General features: G+C 55.6%; 18 protein-coding genes. 10 read left to right on the top strand and 8 right to left on the bottom strand.

The genetic code is table 11. From position 1 onward, the window contains the following. Positions 1 to 20: 20 nt before the first annotated feature. From dapB to ACAW74_RS01655, 4 genes are all read right to left on the bottom strand, one after another. Entirely contained in the window at positions 21 to 764 is a 744-nt protein-coding gene (dapB, locus tag ACAW74_RS01670) for a 4-hydroxy-tetrahydrodipicolinate reductase (protein WP_370696449.1), read from the bottom strand. A 58-nt stretch (positions 765 to 822) separates the two neighbouring features. Beyond that, on the bottom strand, positions 823 to 1,545 hold the full coding sequence (locus tag ACAW74_RS01665; protein ID WP_370696448.1) for a DUF5683 domain-containing protein: 723 nt from the start codon (positions 1,543 to 1,545) through the stop codon (positions 823 to 825). A gap of 767 nt (positions 1,546 to 2,312) precedes the next feature. Then, on the bottom strand, positions 2,313 to 3,233 hold the full coding sequence (locus ACAW74_RS01660; protein ID WP_015332065.1) for a ParB/RepB/Spo0J family partition protein: 921 nt from the start codon (positions 3,231 to 3,233) through the stop codon (positions 2,313 to 2,315). Between the two features lie 102 nt (positions 3,234 to 3,335). After that, complete coding sequence (locus ACAW74_RS01655) at positions 3,336 to 4,121, bottom strand: ParA family protein (protein ID WP_041257914.1); 786 nt, start codon at positions 4,119 to 4,121, stop codon at positions 3,336 to 3,338. Positions 4,122 to 4,432: 311 nt separating this feature from the next. Here ACAW74_RS01655 and ACAW74_RS01650 point away from each other — a divergent pair, with 311 nt between their 5' ends. The 3 genes from ACAW74_RS01650 to ACAW74_RS01640 all read left to right on the top strand — a co-directional run bounded on the left by ACAW74_RS01650 (position 4,433) and on the right by ACAW74_RS01640 (position 7,077). After that, entirely contained in the window at positions 4,433 to 5,431 is a 999-nt protein-coding gene (locus tag ACAW74_RS01650; protein ID WP_370696447.1) for an ABC transporter ATP-binding protein, read from the top strand. A gap of 195 nt (positions 5,432 to 5,626) precedes the next feature. Next, a complete protein-coding gene (locus tag ACAW74_RS01645; protein ID WP_370696446.1) occupies positions 5,627 to 6,304 on the top strand; it encodes a DUF4136 domain-containing protein in 678 nt (225 codons plus the stop codon). 80 nt (positions 6,305 to 6,384) lie between these two features. Beyond that, complete coding sequence (locus ACAW74_RS01640) at positions 6,385 to 7,077, top strand: hypothetical protein (protein ID WP_370696445.1); 693 nt, start codon at positions 6,385 to 6,387, stop codon at positions 7,075 to 7,077. Positions 7,078 to 7,175: 98 nt separating this feature from the next. Here ACAW74_RS01640 and ACAW74_RS01635 read toward each other — a convergent pair whose 3' ends face one another. Beyond that, positions 7,176 to 8,051: an SMP-30/gluconolactonase/LRE family protein gene (locus tag ACAW74_RS01635; RefSeq protein ID WP_370696444.1), complete on the bottom strand. Its 876-nt coding sequence runs from the start codon at positions 8,049 to 8,051 to the stop codon at positions 7,176 to 7,178. Between the two features lie 234 nt (positions 8,052 to 8,285). Between ACAW74_RS01635 and ACAW74_RS01630 the strand changes: the two genes are divergently transcribed. The 5 genes from ACAW74_RS01630 to ACAW74_RS01610 all read left to right on the top strand — a co-directional run bounded on the left by ACAW74_RS01630 (position 8,286) and on the right by ACAW74_RS01610 (position 13,294). Beyond that, positions 8,286 to 8,510, top strand: coding sequence for a hypothetical protein (locus ACAW74_RS01630; RefSeq protein WP_370696443.1), 225 nt, complete (start codon positions 8,286 to 8,288; stop codon positions 8,508 to 8,510). Between the two features lie 128 nt (positions 8,511 to 8,638). Continuing rightward, positions 8,639 to 9,535 carry a phosphogluconate dehydrogenase (NAD(+)-dependent, decarboxylating) gene (gene gnd / locus ACAW74_RS01625; protein WP_370696442.1) on the top strand — a complete coding sequence of 299 codons (897 nt, stop codon included), beginning with the start codon at positions 8,639 to 8,641 and terminating at the stop codon, positions 9,533 to 9,535. Positions 9,536 to 9,675: 140 nt separating this feature from the next. Then, the gene (locus ACAW74_RS01620) at positions 9,676 to 11,040 is read left to right on the top strand and encodes an OmpA family protein (RefSeq protein WP_370696441.1); all 1,365 of its coding nucleotides are present in this window, start codon (positions 9,676 to 9,678) and stop codon (positions 11,038 to 11,040) included. A 115-nt stretch (positions 11,041 to 11,155) separates the two neighbouring features. Continuing rightward, positions 11,156 to 12,043 (top strand): trypsin-like peptidase domain-containing protein, encoded by an 888-nt coding sequence (locus ACAW74_RS01615; protein ID WP_370696440.1) that lies wholly within the window; start codon positions 11,156 to 11,158, stop codon positions 12,041 to 12,043. Between the two features lie 60 nt (positions 12,044 to 12,103). Beyond that, positions 12,104 to 13,294, top strand: coding sequence for an MFS transporter (locus ACAW74_RS01610; RefSeq protein WP_370696439.1), 1,191 nt, complete (start codon positions 12,104 to 12,106; stop codon positions 13,292 to 13,294). Positions 13,295 to 13,326: 32 nt separating this feature from the next. Here ACAW74_RS01610 and ACAW74_RS01605 read toward each other — a convergent pair whose 3' ends face one another. Next, on the bottom strand, positions 13,327 to 14,487 hold the full coding sequence (locus ACAW74_RS01605; protein ID WP_370696438.1) for a hypothetical protein: 1,161 nt from the start codon (positions 14,485 to 14,487) through the stop codon (positions 13,327 to 13,329). Between the two features lie 86 nt (positions 14,488 to 14,573). On the opposite strand from ACAW74_RS01605, the gene ACAW74_RS01600 reads away from it, so the two are divergent. Beyond that, complete coding sequence (locus tag ACAW74_RS01600) at positions 14,574 to 15,347, top strand: hypothetical protein (protein ID WP_370696437.1); 774 nt, start codon at positions 14,574 to 14,576, stop codon at positions 15,345 to 15,347. 118 nt (positions 15,348 to 15,465) lie between these two features. Continuing rightward, a complete protein-coding gene (locus tag ACAW74_RS01595) occupies positions 15,466 to 16,125 on the top strand; it encodes a hypothetical protein (RefSeq protein WP_370696436.1) in 660 nt (219 codons plus the stop codon). A 124-nt stretch (positions 16,126 to 16,249) separates the two neighbouring features. On the opposite strand, the gene ACAW74_RS01590 is transcribed toward ACAW74_RS01595, so the two are convergent. Together ACAW74_RS01590 and ACAW74_RS01585 are read right to left on the bottom strand one after the other, a co-directional pair. Continuing rightward, the gene (locus ACAW74_RS01590) at positions 16,250 to 18,298 is read right to left on the bottom strand and encodes a thioredoxin domain-containing protein (protein WP_370696435.1); all 2,049 of its coding nucleotides are present in this window, start codon (positions 18,296 to 18,298) and stop codon (positions 16,250 to 16,252) included. Positions 18,299 to 18,643: 345 nt separating this feature from the next. Beyond that, positions 18,644 to 19,918, bottom strand: a complete 1,275-nt coding sequence (locus tag ACAW74_RS01585) for a PQQ-dependent sugar dehydrogenase (protein ID WP_370696434.1) — start codon at positions 19,916 to 19,918, stop codon at positions 18,644 to 18,646. Positions 19,919 to 19,958: the final 40 nt, after the last annotated feature.

Here is a 19,958-nt window from a genome sequence, read left to right as displayed (position 1 = left end):
ATATTTCATAATCCATAATTCTAAAGTTCGCTGTCGCCCAGCAGATCATCCATGCCGAAAATGCCCTGTCGGCCAGCGAGCCATTCGGCGGCTGTAACGGCACCCAACGCAAAGCCCTGACGACTATGGGCTACATGCGCGATTTCGATTCGATCAACCTCCGATTCGAAGCGCACGACGTGCGTGCCAGGTACGTTGCCTTCCCGAATCGAGTCGATCACGACGGCGTCGGATGTATCACCTTCGGCGGGTTTGTCGGCCTCCGTTACCGCCCAACGCGTTTTCTGTGGTAGGTTTTCCAGCAACCCTTCCGCCAGCGTAATGGCGGTGCCTGAGGGAGCGTCTTTCTTTTGGGTATGGTGAATTTCGGTCATCGATACCCGATAACCGGGGTAATTGTGCATGAATTTAGCCAGCACCTTGTTCAGCCGGAAAAACAGGTTGACGCCGATGCTGTAGTTGGAGGCGTAGAAGAAAGCGCTGCCCCGCTCGCGCACAGCCTGCTCGATTTCGGTGCGGTGGGCCAGCCAGCCTGTTGTCCCGCAAACCACCGCCCAGCCCCGGCCAATGCAATAACGCAGGTTCTCAACGGCCGACTCGGGTGAGCTGAATTCAATCACCACGTCGACGGCGTCATCGGCGAGGGCGTCCATATCGGCGCGGTTGCTGAGGTCGATCCGACCAACAATCTGATGACCGCGTTCGAGCGCAATCTGTTCAATGGCCCGGCCCATTTTGCCGTAGCCTACTAAGAGAATAGTCATAAGTGGAAACGAAACTGTTGCCTTCGGTGAGCCGCCGGGGCGGGCCACCCGCAACCAACTATTTGATCACCATCGTCAGTTTGATACCCGGTACAAAACTAACCGCCGACGTGGGAATGAGCGTGGGGGCGTATTTCAGCGTCAGGCTATCCGACACGTCGAACGTTTTCAGGTGAGCCGACACGTTGGCGTCTACGATATTGAGGCCGTAGAAAAGCGCCGTAAAAATGTAGTTATAGTCGCGCCACCGTCGCCAGAAGTCGGTGCCCTGTTTGAGCTGATTCAGGTTGAGTTTTTGCTCCTGTACGATAGCGGTTTTGGTTCGCCCAGGGTCTTGCCCAGGGATAGTAGGCAGGTCGTAGGCTTGCTGATAGCCAGCCAGGAAATCCTGATAGTTACCGGTATACGTAATGATGAAGTAGGCAAAAGTGCCAAAGCCCGCGTAAATCACCGGGATCTTCCATTTCTGTCGATTATAGAATTGTCCCCAACCGGGCAGAATAACCGACCGGATTGTTGCCTTCTTCGGAACGATCTTGTTGATTTCGGCCTGTGCCGCCGCCGAAACCGTCAGCGTATCGACCGCCGGTGCCAGTGAATCGACCAACTCTTCCATGTCATTAGCGGCTGAGTCGACGGGGGGCAGGGTATCGATGGGCGTGGGACGAATCACGGGCCGTTGCCGCGTTGTGTCGGTCGTTTGGGCCACTGCCGCCGACGTACTCAACAGCAGGTTACCGAGTAGCAGAACCAGAACGAAAAAAGAGAGACGAGTTTTCACGCAGTAAAATCCGGTAGTAACGCAACCGACGCGGACGTTCATAACAGCTACGTAACGTCGGCGCCGGTTTGTTTGGCCAACAGGTCGACTTAAAAAACCTTAACTGAAGTAGCCAGTCAGGCTAGGTAGACCAGTACCAAACCACAACAGGGACAAAGGTAGGCGATTGTGAGACAGGTTCAGTGATCGACAAGCAGGTAAGGACTGTATTGAGGATAGGCCGCATATAGGCTATGTAGTTTGAGGGTTGAGCGCCAATTGTGTATACATATAAAGTATAACGTAACAGCTGTAATGTACTTAAGGATATTTTTTGATTCCGCTTAATGTATTTTACTGAATAATTAATTTGGGTAACAAGGGGTTATGCTATTTTTATACTTAGATAAATAAATATTGTCATGTTTGTATTTGTGTGACAGTGAGTATTTATCGAAGGACGCATTGGTTTATCTACTAGTCTTCAACCTAATGGCTACTCTATCGATTACATCTACGCCTTGCTGCCCGGAGTGTAAAAGCGACGACTCTGTCACGCGCATCAAACGTACCTATTTTGTGAGGTATTTTCTGCCTATGCTGCCGCTAAGACGCTACTACTGCCACCAATGTGTTCGCACGTTCTGGAGGTTGAAGCGTAATCACTAAGCTACATTGGTCTGGGTGCTTTCGAACACGTACCCAGCGTAGCAATCAGCCAGCCTATTATACAGAAAAGCCCATCCAGTTATCGGATGGGCTTTTCTGTATAATAGGCTGGCTGATTGCTACGCTGAATAATTCAGCACGTTCAGAATGCGGTCGAGTTCTTCCTGCGAGGTGAACGGAATCTTGATTTCGCCCTGATGTTTTTCATCGGCCTTGATAATCACCTTCGAACCAAACATCGACGACAGTTTGAATTGCAGGCTTCGCATTTCCTGTTTGGGCAAGGTCGTCTTCCGGGCGGGAAGGGATTCCTCCGTAACCGATAGGTTGCGCACCGCTTCTTCCACCTTGCGCACCGACCAGTCTTCATCAATAATCTTGTTGAAGAGTTTGATCTGCGTCTCGGGGTTGTCAATGTTGATGATCGCCCGGGCGTGGCCCATCGAGATCCGCGTATCGCGCAACGCCGCCTGAATCACGGGTGGCAGTTTCAGCAGTCGGATGTAGTTATTGACGGTCGTACGGTTTTTACCCACGCGCTCGCCCAGTTCTTCCTGCTTCAGGCTGCACTCGGTGATGAGGCGCTGGTAGGAGAGGGCAATTTCGATCGAGTTCAGGTTCTCACGCTGAATGTTCTCGATCAAGGCCATTTCCAGCATCTGCTGATCGTTGGCCGTCCGCACGTAGGCGGGAATGTGCAGCATCCCGATCAGTTTGGACGCCTGCAAACGCCGTTCACCCGAAATGAGCTGATACCGGTCTTTGCCGAGCTGCCGCACCGTGATGGGCTGAATAATACCCTGTACCCGAATTGAATCGGCCAGCTCGTTGAGGGCTTCTTCGTCAAAGCGGGTTCGTGGCTGGAAAGGGTTCGTCTCGATCTGCTCAATGCCGATTTCGGTCATCGTGCTGATCGACTCATAAGGCGATGGCTTGGCCTGGCGCCCGTCGCTGTCCTGCAACAACGCACCCAGCCCCCGGCCGAGGCCCGTCAGTTTGTTGCTTTTGATGTTACCAGCCTTGGCATTCGTTGTGTTCATCGAGGAAAGAGTTTTCTGTTTTCAGTTTTCTGTTTTCAGTTAAGCTGACTGGCCCGATCCGGGCGATGAGAACAACCGAAGGCGAAAAACTGAAAACTCTTTTTAAACCGTCTCTTGCGGCATTAGGCCGTTTTTGATTAGAATCTCGCGGGCCAGGTTCAGGTAACTGATAGCCCCCTTACTATCGGCATCCTGCGCCAGCACAGGTACGCCAAAACTGGGCGATTCGCTGAGGCGGATGTTACGTGGAATGATGGTGTGAAAGACCATCTGCTGGAAGTGTGACGTTACTTCGCCGACTACCTGATTCGATAAACGTACCCGCAGGTCGTACATCGTCAGCAAAATGCCCTCGATGGCCAGATCGGTATTCAACCGCGACTGAATGATCTTGATCGTGTTGAGCAGCTTGCCTAACCCTTCGAGGGCAAAATATTCGCACTGCACGGGGATGATCACCGAGTCGGCAGCGGTGAGGCTGTTGATAGTGATCAGGCCGAGCGAGGGCGAACAGTCGATGATGATGAAGTCGTAGTCGTCACGAATGTGATTCAGCGCGTCCTTCATCTTATCCTCCCGGCTTTGCAGGTTGATCATCTCGATCTCGGCCCCGACCAGATCGATGTGCGAAGGCAGCAGATCGAGGTTCGGAAAGTCGGTCTGAATGATGGCGTCGCGCGTCTGCACGTCTTCGATCATGCACTCGTAGATGCTGTATTCGATTTCCTTGGGGTTATAACCGAGGCCCGAGGTCGAGTTGGCCTGTGGGTCAGCATCGACGATCAGCGTTCGGAACTCAAGAGCCGCCAGACTGGCCGCCAGGTTGATTGTTGTTGTGGTTTTACCGACGCCGCCCTTCTGGTTGGCAATGGCAATAACTTTACCCATGGGTTTGTTACGTTGCAGTCCCAAAGATGTTGGAACGTTCCATGCTTTCCAAGGATGTTTCACGAAAATGTTCCACAAATTACCCCGTGCTCAAATCGGGCTGCGCCACGATGCCTGTCCGAATGCCCCTGAGAGGCTGCATTGGCCTAATCGGGCTGCGGATAGCGACGGTGGCAACCAGACTCGCTCAGGTACGTTGCCGGGTTCGCATCTGGCGGTCCAGCGGGCGATAGGCCAAAACCAGCCCCGAACCGAACGGTTTGCGAAACTTATCCGTCTGTAGGATACTTGCCTTCTTAAATCTGGTTTACGTGCTCACAGCTACCCACCTTTCTAAAGCCTTCGACGCCCTGGTGGCGGTAAAAAATGTATCGTTGTCACTGGCCCCCGGTCAGCTAGTGGCGTTGGTTGGTGCCAGCGGGTCGGGGAAGAGCACGCTGCTAAACCTGCTGGGTGGGCTGCTCGACCCCGATAAGGGCGACGTGGCACTCGATGGCGAAACCGTGGCCGGGCCCAAAGATGTGCTGGTGGCCGGGCATCCGCAGATCCGGGTAGTACATCAGGAATACAAGCTGATGCCCAACGTGTCGATCCGTGAAAACATCGCTTACGCCCTACGTTTTTACGAACGTACCTACCGCGAACGCCGCGTCGATGAACTGATCCGGTTGTGTCGGCTCGATGCCGTGCAGCACCACAAACCCCGCGAGTCGTCGGGTGGCGAAAAACAACGCACGGCCATCGCCCGCGCCCTGGCCGAACCCGCCCGCGTTTTGCTGCTTGACGAACCATTTAGCCATCTCGATCTGCCCAACCGGCTGATCATCCGCGATCTGCTGTTCGATCTGGTGCGGGGCGACAATCAACCGGAACCACGCCCGGCCTGCCTGCTGGTAACCCACGAAGCCACCGACGCGCTTTCGATTGCCGATCAGATCGGGATCCTGCATCAGGGGCAACTAAAGCAATGGGGGACACCCCGGCAGGTATATTTTTCGCCCGTCAACGCCTATGCCGCCCGCATGACGGGGCCAGTCAATATCATCCGGGGCAAACAACTGCCCGTGCTGGGTCTGCCTGTTACCGAACCCGATGCCTCATTTGGCCTGCGCCCCGAACACGCTCACCTTGACCCGGACGGTGCGGTGGAAGGCACAGTTCGAGCTGTGTTTTTTCAGGGACGTAGCTCCGAAGTCGACGTACGGGTCAGCCGGTACGTTACCCTGCGGCTGCTCACTCACTGCGATGATGTTCGGGCGGGCGATCAGGTACGTATCCGGGTCGATAACGACCGACTGATGCGGTTGTAGGAAAGCGCCATTAGCCTTCGGCGTCATTGATGGTAATTCATAGAAAACAACCAATGACAATGAATGACTACCAATGACGCGCAGCCCAATGCCCCACCACATTATAAGCTCCTTAGAAATGCATGTTGTCAAACTAAGCGGTTACTCGATTCGTTTTATAGTGTAGTAACGATCAACGTTGAATTGACTATGTTCATGAGAAAAGGAAAGCGGCAGCCGCTACAGTGGGTAGTGGCCGTTGCAGTGGCATTGAGTCTGGGCGCGGGGCTATCGGCCTGTACCGACTCGGCCACCAACGACCTGAGTCCTGAGGACTCCAATGTGTTTATTACCAACTACGACCGGCAGGTCGATTTCAGTCAATATAAAACCTTCAGCCTGCCCGATTCGGTGCTGGTGGAGTCGAACGACAGCTATGGGCAGTCGGCGCAGCCTACCGAAGTGCAGTTTGTTAACCGGGTAGCTACTGAGCTGACTAACCGGGGTTTTGTGCGCACAGCCGCCGGTCAGGCGGCCGATCTGGGCGTGGTCGTCACGCGGGTAAACAACCGGTACACGGGCGTGGCTGTGAATCCCTATGCCAACTATTATGGCAACTACTGGGGGGGCGGTTTTGGCCTTTACGATCCGTTCTACTACCCCAGCTACTACCAGTATTATCAGGTAGCCGAGCAACTGTGGCGCATTGATATGGTCGATCTGAAGAACCGGCCGATCATTACCCCCGGTACTAACCCCAACGATCCGAACAGCCAACTGAAAGTGGTGTACTCGGCCGAATTGCGGGGCAATGGCATATTCGATGCCGCCTCTGTGGAGCGCATCGTTGCCAACGTATTCACTCAGTCGCCTTACCTCAGAGCGACGCGTTAATCACGTTAAAACAGAACGTTGCTACTGCCGTGGCAGGCGAGTAAGTCGCCCGGCAGGGCGGCAGCGTTCAGCAAAAACCTATGAAAAACAGAATCTGGCTGACAGCCGCGTTGCTGTCGGGTTTATTGGTACCAGCGTTGGCGCAACGTAATCCCGAAGCGCCCCGAAGTGCCGAACCGAATGCCTATAATCTCATGCGTGAGTCGACCTACAACCGGTACGTTACCTTCAACGCCTCGTTACGGTATGGGGTTGGTGTGCCGCTGGGCACGCAGCGCAATTATATCAATCAGCTATCGCCCGCCAACGCGCTGGTGACAATGGAATGGCAGTTTCCGCAGAATTTTTCGCTGGGGCTCCAGTCGGGTTATCAGTATTCGCAGCAGCGGTTGCCCCGGGCCGTGTACTCGTTTCCTGAAACTGGCGAGGATATCTCAGCCGTACAAACCCGTACGCTGACGGTGACGCCGGTGCTGGCTTCGGCTGCTTATTATTTTAGCGATCCAGCGGCACCCATCCGGCCTTATGTGCAACTGGCGGGTGGTGGTGCGTTTATCAACTACACCAATTTCTACGGGACCCTGGCCGATCAGGATAAGCAGTTTGCTGGTATGATTGCCCCCGCCATCGGCGTAAAAATCTTTGGCAAACGGGAGAAAGGACTTGGTGGTGAGATTCAGGCGCAGTACCAGAACGCTTTCTACAAGTATAATGAACTCAACAACCCCTCGAACCTGATGCTGTCGGCCGGTCTGACGTATCGGTTCTATTAGTGCGTTTGTCGTTTAACGTTTCGGGTTTGATGTTGGCTGACGCTCCTGTTTAGGCATCAGCCAACATCAAACCCGAAACGTTAAACGACAAACCAGTTTTATTCCACCCGATATGCAACGACTTTGTTGCCGAAGAAGGTGGGCACCAGTAGGAGTTTGGCCTTCTTCACATAGTCGATATCGGCTGCGTTGATTTTCTCGGTGCGGGTATCCAGCAGGCTTTGTTTTTCGCCCATGGCATTCACGAAAAAGACCTGCCCGTTCCAGTCCGAAACGAAATAATTGTCTTTCCCGTCGCTGACGATCCCGTCGGTGGCGGCCATGCCATCGGCCAGCGTGGTCATGGTTTTGGTTTCGATATTGACCGCTCGCACGGCCCCCAGTTTGGTCGCCCCAATCAGCAGGCGATTTTTCCCGTCAGATAGGATCCCGTTGGGCTTGTTGAGGTGTTCGCCCGACATCAGCACGTCCCACTTATCGTTGGCCAGCCGGTATATTTTATCAAACCGGCTGTCGGTTACGTACACGTTGCCGTTGCGATCAGCCGTTACGTCGTTCAGGAATGCGTTTTTCGGGTCGACAGCATCAAACGTCTTCTCGGCCTGCCCCGTCGTCAGGTTGATCTGCACCAACCGATAGACATCAGTCACGTAGAGGAAATTACCATGAATGGCCATGCCTTTAGGTGCATTGAGGCCTGTAGCCCAGCGGAGGTTGGTGATTTTTCCGTCGAGGGTCATCTTGCTGATGAACCCATTCCCATCGAGGGCGTCTGCTTTACCATCGATGTTCGCTACATAGATCGTCTCTGTGCCCGAATCGTACAGCACCGACTCCGGCACGCGCAATGTGGTGTCTGACTCCCACACTTTTACTAATTTCTTGGGTTTTGGCTTAGCTGTTGCAGGTACGTATAAAGCGACACAGGCGCAGGCAAGCAGCGCCGCCGCTACTGGTAAAACGGTCAGTTTCATAAATGCAGTTGTCTTTGCCACAAAAGAACGGGTTCGGCTATGGATGACCAACCCCTCAGGGGCTTTTTTTGAGCCAGGCTGGCTGAGTAAAAGCAATTATTTTCTGGGAATGGCATACCGATTGTATTACCAATTCTTACATTTAGGTTTCCTGTCGGCTTGTTAGAAAATTTTAATAAACCTTCTCGATATGAGGGCGTTAATGTCGTGCTCATACGCTAGTCAAAGACAATTATGCTCACTCAACCCCTATCTCCGTCGGCCGCTTATTCGGTCAAAGAAAGTATTCGCGATCTGGCGCGTCTACAACGTACCTACGACCCCTCAGACGAAGTGTTCTGGGCTTATTTCAACGCCCGGGTTTTGCAGAACGAGCCGATCGGAGTCGAGGATTTCGTGAGCCAGACCTATACCACTCCCGAGCCATACGGGCACTTATCGGAGGCCAACATAGATTAAGTGACGAACTGTGCGTAACATTGCGCCGGGGGCTTTCCCCGCTGGCGCTGATGCGCTTTGGCATGCCGACCGCATAGGTCTGGCCCGCCGCTTTTCGTTTTTTATTCGTCCTTACTCCGTCTGTACGTATGCAAATTGGATTTATCGGCCTCGGCAAAATGGGTTTTAACATGGTGCTAAACTTACTGCGCCATAAGCACGAGGTCATCGGGTATGATATCAACGAAGCGTTGGTCAACGAGATTAAGCAGGAAGGAGCCCAGGGAACCAACACATTGCCCGAACTGTGCGGCGCGTTGCAGGGCCGGAAGGTGCTGTGGATGATGATTCCCGCCGGCCCACTGATTGACCGGGTGCTTAACGATCTGACGCCAATGCTGGCTGAAGGCGACGTCATCATCGACGGGGGCAATTCGCATTACCAGGATTCGGTACGTCGGCATGCTGCCCTGCTGGAGCAGAAACTACATTATGTCGACTGCGGCACCAGTGGTGGCATGGATGGTGCCCTTAACGGTGCCTGCACGATGGTCGGTGGCGACGCTGAGGTTGTTCATTCAATTGAGCAGATTTTCAAAGATATTTCGGTCGAAAATGGCTACCTCTACACCGGCAAGGCGGGGAGCGGCCACTTCACCAAAATGGTACACAACGGCATTGAGTACGGCATGATGCAGTCCATTGCGGAAGGCTTCGAAGTGCTGGAAAAAAGCACGTTCGACTATGATTTCGAAGCCGTTGCCCGGCTCTGGAATAACGGCTCGGTGATCCGGAGCTGGCTGATGGAACTGACTGAAAACGCCTTCTCGAAAGATGCCCGTCTGGACTCGATCAAAGGGCGTATGCACTCGTCGGGTGAGGGCAAATGGACGCTGGAAACGGCGCTCGACCTGAACGTACCCACGCCGGTCATTGCCCTGTCGCTGCTGATGCGCTACCGGTCGTTGCAAGACGATACGTTTACGGGCAAGGTGGTCGCAGCACTCCGCAACGAGTTTGGCGGCCACGCAGTGGATAAGAAATAGGTCTGATGTTTAACGTCTAACGTTTAACGTGAACGTACGACTAACCGCTAACGTCAAACGTTAGACGTCAAACTTGATTTCCCCAACATTCCCCCCGCTCTGGCGGTTGATAGCCTGATTCACCACGTCCCAATGAACACATGGCTCTCAACATACACGCCTATCTTTCGTCTCAGTTTACACCGACGGTTGTCGATCAACTGGGCGAACGGCTAGGGGAAAAACCGGCCAACGTCGGTGCTGCCATTGCCGCCGCTATTCCGACCCTGTTGGGTAGCCTGGCTACCCGCACGCAGTCGACCGGCGACGCCGATGCACTGGTCGATGTGCTTCGCCAATCGACGTACAGCAAAGAGGCGACACCGTTGGATATTGGTCAGGTAACCGACACCGCCGCCGAGACCCAGTCGGCTATCGCCGGGGGGAGCGATTTTGTAAAGCGGTTGTTGTCGACCCGTATTGACGAAGTAGCCCGGCAGATTGCCGCCCACAGTCACGTCAACCGGACATCAGCCGTATCACTGCTAGATCTGGTTGGGTCGGTGCTCGAAGGCATACTGGGCCGACAGGTACTCGACAACGGACTCACCGGCCTCAACCTGAGTACACTGATGGCCGGGCAGATCGATGAGGTTCGCGCCAACCTGCCCGCTGGTCTTGCCCCTCTGGCCACGACACTGGGTTTTGCCAAATTACCACATCCGTCGGGCGACGAAGCGCAGGGCATCACCACGTTTACAAGCACCCCCACGAACCCGGATATACCCAAGAGCCCACTGGTGGAGCGGGAACGGGAAAACGTGAGCTGGCTACGCTGGGCCATGATTGCCGTCGGAGCGCTGATTCTGTTCCTGATCGTGCAGAAATGCCGCGAGCCCCAAACCGCCACAGACGGGATCTATACCGATACGACCGCCCGCTCCGAGTCGGATCAGCAGGAGGATACCTCGGCTGCCACCCGGCAGAACATCGCGGCCTCGAACGCCTCGACGCAGGATACCGCCCGCGGCCCCTTCGACAACAATGACTCGACCGCCAGCAGCGGCGATCTGCCCGTACAGGTACAGGTAGAACTGCCCGGAGGGCGGCGGCTGAAAGTGGCCGAGCGATCGTTCAATGCGAATCTGGCGCAATTTTTGTCGGGCAAGACGCGCCCGGTGCCACGGACGTTTACCTTCGAAAACCTCACGTTCGAAACCGGTTCGGCCCGCATCACCACGGAGTCGCAGCCCAACGTAAATGACCTGATCGAGATCATGAAGGCGTACCCGACCTTACAGATCAATATTCAGGGTCATACCGATAACACGGGTAACGCCGATACAAACCGTAAGCTGTCTATCGATCGCGCCAATGCCGTTCGGGGAGCCCTGATCGCGGCCAATGTCGCTGCTGAGCGGGTAACGGCGCAGGGTTTTGGCGCCGAGAAGCCCACCGCCTCCAACGATACCGCCGAAGGTCGCCAGAAAAACCGCCGCATCGATGTAGTCGTTATCAAGCTCTAACAAAGGGGAGTACACGGTAGCGGGAGTCTATAGCGCCAGAAAAGTAGATTTACTTTCTTTGCGCTATGGGCTCCCGCTCCTTTTTTCCAGGCGGCGCAGCCTTACTTTTGCCGCTATGTTTGCTGACGCTATCGATCGAGTCGATTTATTTACCCGCCCAATACATTCCATTCTGCGCCTCTACGGCCACAACGAAATTGTGCCCGGAACGGCCACGCTGTTTTTTGTAAACAATGAGGCCTGCGCCGTTACCTGCAAACACGTCGCCGAGATCATCCAGCAGTCGAATGCCATTTTTGGCCGATACAACGCCTTTCGGGCAGCCATCCGGCAGTTTCAGCGGGATAAAAACTACGCCCATCTGCTCCAGAAAACGGAGAAAGAATTTGGCATTCAACCCGAAACGGTCATTCGGGTGCGGAATCTGTTCATGAACTGCGTCGATCAGTTTACCGACCTGAAAATCGAGCTGCACCCCACGCAGGATCTGGCCCTGATACAGTTCAAAGGCTACAAACGACTGCTCTATAAAAGCCACGCCGTTTTCCTGCGCGACAGCGCTCGGGCACGGCCGGGTCGGTCGCTGTGCCGACTGGGCTATCCGTTTCCCGAATTTACCAACTACCGCTTCAATGAGCGGGACAACGACATCGAGTGGACGGTCGAAGGCCGCGATACCACGCCCAAATTCCCGATCGACGGCATCATCACCCGGCTGCTGTCTGACGATGGTGCCAACGTAACCGGTATCGAGCTGAGTACGCCGGGGCTGCGCGGGCAAAGTGGTGGCCCCCTGTTCGACGTTAATGGGATTGTGTATGGCATGCAGTCCGAAACGCGCCACCTGCACCTGGGTTTCGACATCGAAAATCAGCACGTGCTGGTCAATGGCCGAAAAGCCCGCGTGTCGAATTACCCCTTTCTGAATGTAGGGGCCTGCGTACACGCCGATGTGATCAAGCGGTTCCTGGCCGACAATGGCGTGTCGTACAGCGAAGCCTGACACTGCCGGGTACGTACCTGCCCTGTTTTGACCTGACGCCACCGAAGTCTGAACCCCACGATGCTGCTACAACTCTACCGAAACGCCTATACCGGACTGACGCGGCCCGTGTGGTTGCTGGCGGTGGTGATGCTCATCAATCGGTCGGGAACGATGGTGCTGCCTTATCTGTCGCTCTACATGACCCAGCAACTGCGGTTTACGGTGGAACAGGCAGGCATTGTGCTGGCGATCTACGGAGCAGGCGCCTTGCTGGGTACGTTCCTGGGCGGTAAACTCACCGACCGCATCGGGTTCTACTGGATTCAGGCCGGCAGTTTGCTCTTTGGCGGGTGTATGCTGGTAGCGCTGCAATTCGTTACCTGCTTCGAGTGGCTGTGCGGGCTGGTATTCCTGTTTACTATGTTGGGCGACTCGTTCCGGCCCGCCAACAACGCTGCGCTGGCCTATTACAGCACGCCCGATAGCCGTACCCGCGCCTATTCGCTCAACCGGTTGGCCATCAATCTGGGCTGGGCGGTCGGCGGTGGTATTGGCGGTATATTGGCGGGGATCAATTACCACCTGCTGTTTTGGGCCGATGGCCTCACCTGCATTGGCGCTGCCCTTTATCTGGTCTATGCCTTGCCGCGTCCGGCTCGCCCACAGACCGCCATCCGGCAGGCTACGGATGTCGTGCCCGTTCGGTCGCCCTGGCGGGATGGCACATTCCTGATCTTCATTGGTTGCGTGGTGGCTTACACGACCGCGTTCATGCAGTTTTTTAGCCTGATGCCCCTGTACCTGAAACAGCGACTGGGCTTGCAGGAAGCCCGAATCGGGATGCTCAATGCGTTCAACGGATTGCTGATTGTGGCCGTCGAAATGGCGTTGGTCTACTGGCTCGAACAGCGTTACCCGCGTCGGCTGGGCATTGCTACGGTGGGTATTTTGCTGACAGGGGTGGCGCTGCTGACGCTGATTCAGACCCAACTGCCCGGCGTTGAGTGGCTAGCCGTATTCCTGCTTACGGCGGGTGAAATTCTGGCTATGCCGTTTCTGCTCACCTTCGCGGCCAACCGGGCGTCTGACAGCAACCGGGGCCAATACATGGGGCTGTATTCCATGGCCTGGGCCTTGGCGCAGGTAGGCAGTCCGTTTCTGGGTGCACAACTCACCCAACGGTTTGGGTTTACGGTACTCTGGCTGTTTATGGCTGGTCTGTGCGTACTGGCGGCTACGGGCATTGCGCTGATCCGCAATCGGCAATAAAGTCTTGAGAGATAAGTAATCGGTGGACGTACCTAACGTACCTGCGAGGCGGATCGTAGCAGTATGAGGTATTCAATCAGCAGCACCCGGCAATGATCGTCGCACTGCCAGCGAATGTGCCAGAACGGATTTAGGGCCAGCCGACGTAGCAGGGGCTGCTCGTAGGCTGAAAGCATACCTGCAATAAAAAACGAAAACGACCCGAAAGCCGACGGGATCCCCGTCAGGTCCAGCGGAGGCGGCTGTTGCCCCAACCGAAGCAGCGACGTATCCAGCAAAACCCGCTCCATCGGGTTCAGCGGTTGGGTCGCCAACGCCTGCATATCCTGAATCAGTTTAGATCGGACAGATTGTAGGAGAGGCGGGTTGTGCGCTGCCATCAGCCGGGCGATGTGGTAGCTGATCAGGGGCGTAGTGGCGTAGTTGTGCGCGCAGTGAAAAGGGGCCGTGCGATAGCGGTCGCTGCTCACCATATCGGCCAGTATCGTCAGGCTGTCGATGGCGTACTCGTCAATTGGGAGCCTGTTCTCATACACGCAATAGAGCATGTTGGCGAGCGCACAGGCGTCGAACTCGATGGGCATACGTTCGCCAAACCAGGTAGAGTAGGCGCGCAGCGACCGGTAGTCGGCGAAGGTATTCCGAATGGTCAGGCGGGTTCGGTTGGCGTGTCGGGCCAGCTTCCGATGCAGGTAGTCGAGGTCGGCAGGGGTGGGGCGGGTGGTTAGGTACACCATCGCCGTATCGTCGATGTCGTCGGGAAGCTTGAAATGACGGTAGCGGTGCATGAGCCAGCCATTCGGAAAATGCCTCGACGGATTCGTCGCATAAAAATTATACGTACCCAGCGGAATGCCGCCCAGCGAAATGTCACCCAGCGAATTGCCGCCTGGTGGGGGTACCTGCTCTGAAAAGGGAAGATTCGGCTCGTTCCGAAACGTTGGGTACGTACCTAGCGCTGCGGCAATGAAGTGGTCGGCGAGGGCCTGTTCGGTGGGTGCGAGTAGAGGCAAGAGACGCTGTAGCGTGAAGACCGAAATGGTCGTAAAAAATAGATTTACGTCGAGTCGGCGGTAGGCCCAGGCGGGATTGTAACGGTAGGAAAGTACCAGGCCATCGGGAAAACCTGTTTTTCTAATGTGCTGATTAGTGACTAGTTGTTCCAGTAGCTGAGTAGTCGTATCAGATTTCATGAGTAAAAAGACGGTGGGTTACTAGTAGTGGCATTGCTTTTGTGGTACGGTTATTAACCCAACTCCTTATATGAACACGTCTTGCTATGAAATGGCGCTCTATCCTACTCTTGTCGTGCTTACTGACCACCTCGGCCAGCTGGGCGCAGAAAGCTTTCATCTACAATAGCCTGCAAAAAAACGGTTTCTTTTCCATATCCCTCGGCACCAGCTTACCAACGGGCAACTTCGGGAAAGTGGCGAATTGCACCGAAACCTCCGGCAGTGGTCTGGCTGTCTCGGGGCGGGCGTTAAGCATCTCGGGCGGCTATCGGTTAGGTGGTCCGCTGGGTATCATGGCGCGCTACGAAACCGTACAGCACACCATTCAGCCGGCCGCTCTGGCGCAGCAATACCCGCAACTGGCAGGCGAGCCAGTCAAGGTTATCGCTTCGGCAGGTGCCAAAGGACAGTGGCAAAGCCGTAGCGTTATGTTGGGCCCCTACGTAACCGTACCGCTTGGCCGTGTTGCCATCGACTTCCGGGCGTTGGCCGGTCAAGCCTGGGCTACCTGCCCGGAAACCTGCGTGCAGGGAACCGTCAACTCGGTTGAAGCCAGTTTCCGGTCGGGCAATCAGGAGTCGACCGCCATTGGCAGCAGCCTGGGCATGACGCTCCGGTATCGGCTCTCGCCTGTGGTGGGCCTGCACATGAACACCGATTACTCCACCGCCACGTTTCGGTTCAACAACATCCCGCTTGAAGAGAAATTGGGCGGTCTGACGAGCGTAACCACGTATAGCGCCAGCCGCACGCTGAGTATGGTCAATTTTTCGGCGGGCCTGACGATTCAGTTCCGGTCGAAGAACCGGGTTTTTTAACCTGGAGTCACCTACTCGCGCTGCCGTTTGCAAAGCGACCGACCGATAACGAAATCGGTAACAAATTCAGGGGTGATAGCGGCTACTTTTCGGACAGAAAAGAATAGCCAACACGCTCATGAAATCCGCATACGCTTTACTGCTACTGCTTGCCGCTACGACTGCCTCGTTCGGCCAGATTGCCAACGATAACCGGTTCTCCGTTCAGATCGACGGGAAGCCCTACGAAACGCAACCCCGCCGTATTCAGCTGGGCCGTTACTGGTGGATCACCGCCAACAGCATTAAACCCGACCGCTCGATCCGCGTGTGGCTCGGTAATGCCGACAAAACCGACGCCCTGGTGCCGGGAACGTACCTGATCGTCGACGCCGACAAGCCCGACACCAAAAAGAACTGGGAAGAAGCACTGGCCGCGGGTACGTATAAGGGCATTGCCGTGATCAAGTACGTGGAGGAAACCCGCGAACCCCGAATGGAATACCACGTGGGCAAATCGCAGAACAACCACGAAACGATGATCGTAAAGCAGGGGGCTGACGGGTTTCTGGAAGCTCAATTCAGCAGTGTCGCCCTGGCGGGTTCTTACTGGAAAGAAAAGGCCTCGGCTACCGTCTTCGGTGGACTGGGTCGCCTGACCAGTAAACTGGAAGATAAAGCCATTACCAAAACAACGGGCTACGACTCCGACATCGACCCGGAAGGCAACGGCTACAAACGTCAGGACAAGACCGATACCGTCACGCTAACCAATGGCAAGTTTCGGTTGAAGCTGTAGACGTTTGGCGTTTGCGGTCTGCAGTTTGGCGTTTAAGGTTTTCAGTTTGGAGTTGGCTGACGCAGGTACGTTGCTGACGCGCCAGCCAACTCCAAACTCGAAACCTTAAACTCTAAACTCTCCTTCACCCCACCTGCTCCCACATGGCGGAAACGCTGGTGACGGGTAGCTGGCAGGCGCGGTTGTAACAGACATAAATAGCCGTCTGGTCATCAATGGGACCGCGCTGCGCGAGCAGTGGGAGCGAACTGCGGGTGTCGGTGCCCGCGATCACTTTATTGGGGAAAAATTTGGCGTCGATGTCGCGGCGAAAGGCCTGCGCGTCGGGCCCAACGATGGCGATCTCGGCCGTGGGACGTACCCGCAGCGTGTAGAGCGATGCCCAGTTGGTCAGGTAATTCACCTCGTTGTCGAGCAGGGGCTGAATCAAGCCCAGCATCTGATCGACCCGTTCGGCGTAATCCGGGCGTTCCAGCAGTAAACTCAGCGTGTACAGGTTCTGCGCCATGATTGAGTTGGAGGCCGGAATGACATTGTCGAACAGTTCCTTTTTCCGCGCAATCAGTTCTTCGCCCGATTTGTCGGTGAAGAACAGCAGCGGTTCGTCAGGATCGTTGAAATGGTCCAGCACATATTGCGTAAGCCGGTCGGCTTCAGTGAGCCACTCTTCGGCAAACGTGGCCTGATACAGGGCAACGTACCCGTCGATGACGGCGGCATAATCTTCCAGAAAACCCAGCTGCCGCGCCCGCCCTACGCCATCCGGGCCGGTTTTGTAGCTGTGCCATAGCCGCCCGCCGTTGCGTCCATCGGTGAGTTTCTGCTTGATGAAGAACGCCAGTCGCAGGGCCATCGACAGAAATTCGGGCTCGTTGAATACCCGATAGGCCGACACCAGCCCTTTCAGGGTCAACCCGTTCCACGAACAAAGGATTTTATCGTCGAGGCCGGGCCGAACCCGCTGACTGCGTACGGCCAACAACGCTGCTTTGGCGGCTTCGAGGCGCTGATTCAGTTCGGCAGCGGTCCAGCCCATCTGATCGGCGAAGGCCGGATTGGTTTCCGTGCGGTGCAGGATATTGGTTCGGCCGTGGCCGTGCCCAATGTCCCAGTTGCCTTCAGGCGTGATCGTGTACAGTTGGGCAAACCAGTCGTACTCGTCGCCCAGGATCGACTGCAACTCCTCGGCCGACCAGGTGTAAAATTTTCCTTCGATTCCCTCGCTGTCGGCATCCAGTGCCGAATAAAAGCCACCGACGGGGCTGAGCAGTTCGCGCTCCAGAAACTCGATAGTATGGTACACCGTGAAGCGATACAAGGGGCTGCCCGTCATGGCAAACGCTTCGCTGTAGAGGGTCAGCAACTGCGCATTGTCGTAGAGCATCTTCTCGAAATGAGGCGCAAACCAGTGCTTATCCGTCGAATAGCGGGCAAAACCACCACCAAGCTGGTCATAGATGCCGCCGAGCGCCATGCGGTTGAGCGTGAGCGTCAGTTGCTGAAACGCCGAGGCGTCGCCCGTCAGATCGGCGTAACGAAGCAGGAAGGTGTATATCGATGGCATCGGAAACTTAGGCGCGCGGCCCGTACCGCCCAATTCCGTATCGAAGCGGGTGGCTAGTTTACGGTACATGGTCTCAACGGTCTCCTGTGCGTAAACCGGCTCAGCATTCTGCAACTGAAAACGCGCGCTTTCCGACGTGTTGAGGTGCTCCGCAAACCCTTCCGCCGATCGCAGCAGCTCATCGCGATTTTCGTCGAATGCCTGCCTGACGCCCACCATCAGGTTGGCCCAGTTTTGCGGCGGGGCGTAAGTAAGTCCGTAGAAAGGGCGGGCGTCGGGCATCAGAAACACGTTGAGTGGCCAGCCACCCTGCACCCCCATCGCCTGCACGGCTTCCATGTACACCGCGTCTACGTCGGGACGCTCTTCCCGATCGACTTTGATACACACGAACCGTTCGTTCATGATCTTGGCAATCTGCTCGTTCTCAAACGATTCGCGTTCCATCACGTGGCACCAGTGGCAGGCCGAGTAGCCAATACTCACTAGAATAGGCTTGTCTTCGTCGCGGGCTTTGGCAAGGGCTTCGTCGCCCCACGGAAACCAGTCGACGGGGTTATGGGCGTGTTGGAGGAGGTAGGGGGATGTTTCGCTGGCAAGTCGGTTCATGAGCGAGGATGGCACGCGGCTAACAGGGATGTAATGGATTCACGCGAATTGCTGATGGGGCATTGGCCTGAACCCAAGACAGCGGCGTTAGCGGCGTGCTGAAAGCATTGGTTTATACGATCTGATCAAAGCACCAGCGCAGGGGCGTCGAGAAGGCCCGGCGGGTGCTTATTCGTATCAATAGCAGGGAGCCCCGAAATGTTCAGCCCATGACATAAATCAGGCCTTCGGCACGACCATTCCTGAAATATCCTGATTCGGTTGAGCCGTAAACAAAACAGCGGGCTACCCGAAACCATCGCTTCAGGTAGCCCGCTGCCTGGGATACAGATAGGAATAGACCGATTATTTAGCCTGTACGCGCCACAGACGGCCACCGGCATCATCGGCCACCAGCAGAGATCCATCTGGCATGACGGTAACCCCCGCCGGCCGACCATACACTTGACGAGTCGACGCGTTGGCGACGAAGCCCGTCAGGAAATCTTCGGGTTTGCCGCAGGGTTTGCCATCTACGAAGGGAACATACAAGACCTTGTACCCTGCCAGCGTCGAGCGGTTCCATGAACCGTGTTGGCCCACAAAAGCACCGTTGAGGTATTTAGCCGGGAACGTCGTTTTGTCGTAGAAAGCCAGACCCAGCGAAGCCGTGTGCGACCCCAGCGCGAAATCGGGCACCAATGCTGACGCCACCAGATCGGGGCGCTCACCCTGCCGACGGGGATCGACCCGCTGACCGTAGTATGAATAAGGCCAGCCGTAGAAACCTCCATCTTTTACACTCGTGATGTAATCGGGTACCAACTCGTCGCCCAGTCCATCGCGCTCATTAACGGCCGTCCACAACGTACCTGTGCCCGGTTGCCACGCCATCCCTACCGGGTTACGCAGGCCGCTGGCATAAATGCGCTCACCCGTTCCGTTGGGGTTGATCTCTAGAATACCAGCCCGGCGTACTTCATATTGCATACCGTATTCGCCCACGTTACTGGCCGACCCCACCGATACATACAGCTTCGTGCCAGCCGGATTGGCGATTACGTTACGGGTCCAGTGGTTATTGTAACCACCTGCGGGGAGGGTAAGAATTTTGGTGCCCGTTGCCGTGATCTTGGTCTGCCCGCTTGTGTACGGGTAGCGCATCAGGCCATCGGTATTGGCAATAAATAGATAGCCGCCCAGATAGACCATGCCCAGCGGCTTGTTCAGACCACTCAGAAACGCGTAGGAGGCGTCGGGCTTACCATCTTTGTTTGTATCGCGGAAGAGCGTAATTCGGTTTGCACTGTTAGAGGTAGCGGCCTGCGCAACCAGCACATCGCCGTTGGGTAACACATACGTCCAGCGTGGGTAAGAGAGCCCGCGGGCGTATTCTGTAACCGTGAATCCAGTCGGAGCCGTAGGGGTCCTCCCCGTGGGCCATGCTACTACCGAACTAGGCCGCGAAACGGAAGGGGTTGCGTAGGGGTCGGGCAGGGTTGCCATGGAGTCACAGCCGACGGCCAGTAACCGCCCATTACGCATAACGGTTTGTGATGACTCGGGCTGCGAACAACTATACAGACCGATTGTACCTAGTGTCGCCAGTGCTGGCAACGTCTTTAGTGAAAGTAATTTCATATGGATATGCGTTTATCCATGCAATTACTGTAATCTGACG

It is taken from the genome of Fibrella musci (assembly GCF_041321105.1).
GTDB lineage: Bacteria > Bacteroidota > Bacteroidia > Cytophagales > Spirosomataceae > Fibrella > Fibrella musci.
Note: the sequence above shows the minus strand (reverse complement) of the source record. Positions and strands in the feature narration are given on the sequence as shown.

Coding starts and splice junctions, on each gene's coding strand:
- dapB (WP_370696449.1), bottom strand. CDS start 764: ATGACTATTCTCTTAGTAGGCTACGGCAAAATGGGCCGGGCCATTGAA.
- ACAW74_RS01660 (WP_015332065.1), bottom strand. CDS start 3,233: ATGAACACAACGAATGCCAAGGCTGGTAACATCAAAAGCAACAAACTG.
- ACAW74_RS01655 (WP_041257914.1), bottom strand. CDS start 4,121: ATGGGTAAAGTTATTGCCATTGCCAACCAGAAGGGCGGCGTCGGTAAA.
- ACAW74_RS01645 (WP_370696446.1), top strand. CDS start 5,627: ATGAGAAAAGGAAAGCGGCAGCCGCTACAGTGGGTAGTGGCCGTTGCA.
- ACAW74_RS01640 (WP_370696445.1), top strand. CDS start 6,385: ATGAAAAACAGAATCTGGCTGACAGCCGCGTTGCTGTCGGGTTTATTG.
- ACAW74_RS01635 (WP_370696444.1), bottom strand. CDS start 8,051: ATGAAACTGACCGTTTTACCAGTAGCGGCGGCGCTGCTTGCCTGCGCC.
- ACAW74_RS01630 (WP_370696443.1), top strand. CDS start 8,286: ATGCTCACTCAACCCCTATCTCCGTCGGCCGCTTATTCGGTCAAAGAA.
- gnd (WP_370696442.1), top strand. CDS start 8,639: ATGCAAATTGGATTTATCGGCCTCGGCAAAATGGGTTTTAACATGGTG.
- ACAW74_RS01620 (WP_370696441.1), top strand. CDS start 9,676: ATGGCTCTCAACATACACGCCTATCTTTCGTCTCAGTTTACACCGACG.
- ACAW74_RS01615 (WP_370696440.1), top strand. CDS start 11,156: ATGTTTGCTGACGCTATCGATCGAGTCGATTTATTTACCCGCCCAATA.
- ACAW74_RS01610 (WP_370696439.1), top strand. CDS start 12,104: ATGCTGCTACAACTCTACCGAAACGCCTATACCGGACTGACGCGGCCC.
- ACAW74_RS01605 (WP_370696438.1), bottom strand. CDS start 14,487: ATGAAATCTGATACGACTACTCAGCTACTGGAACAACTAGTCACTAAT.
- ACAW74_RS01600 (WP_370696437.1), top strand. CDS start 14,574: ATGAAATGGCGCTCTATCCTACTCTTGTCGTGCTTACTGACCACCTCG.
- ACAW74_RS01595 (WP_370696436.1), top strand. CDS start 15,466: ATGAAATCCGCATACGCTTTACTGCTACTGCTTGCCGCTACGACTGCC.
- ACAW74_RS01590 (WP_370696435.1), bottom strand. CDS start 18,298: ATGAACCGACTTGCCAGCGAAACATCCCCCTACCTCCTCCAACACGCC.
- ACAW74_RS01585 (WP_370696434.1), bottom strand. CDS start 19,918: ATGAAATTACTTTCACTAAAGACGTTGCCAGCACTGGCGACACTAGGT.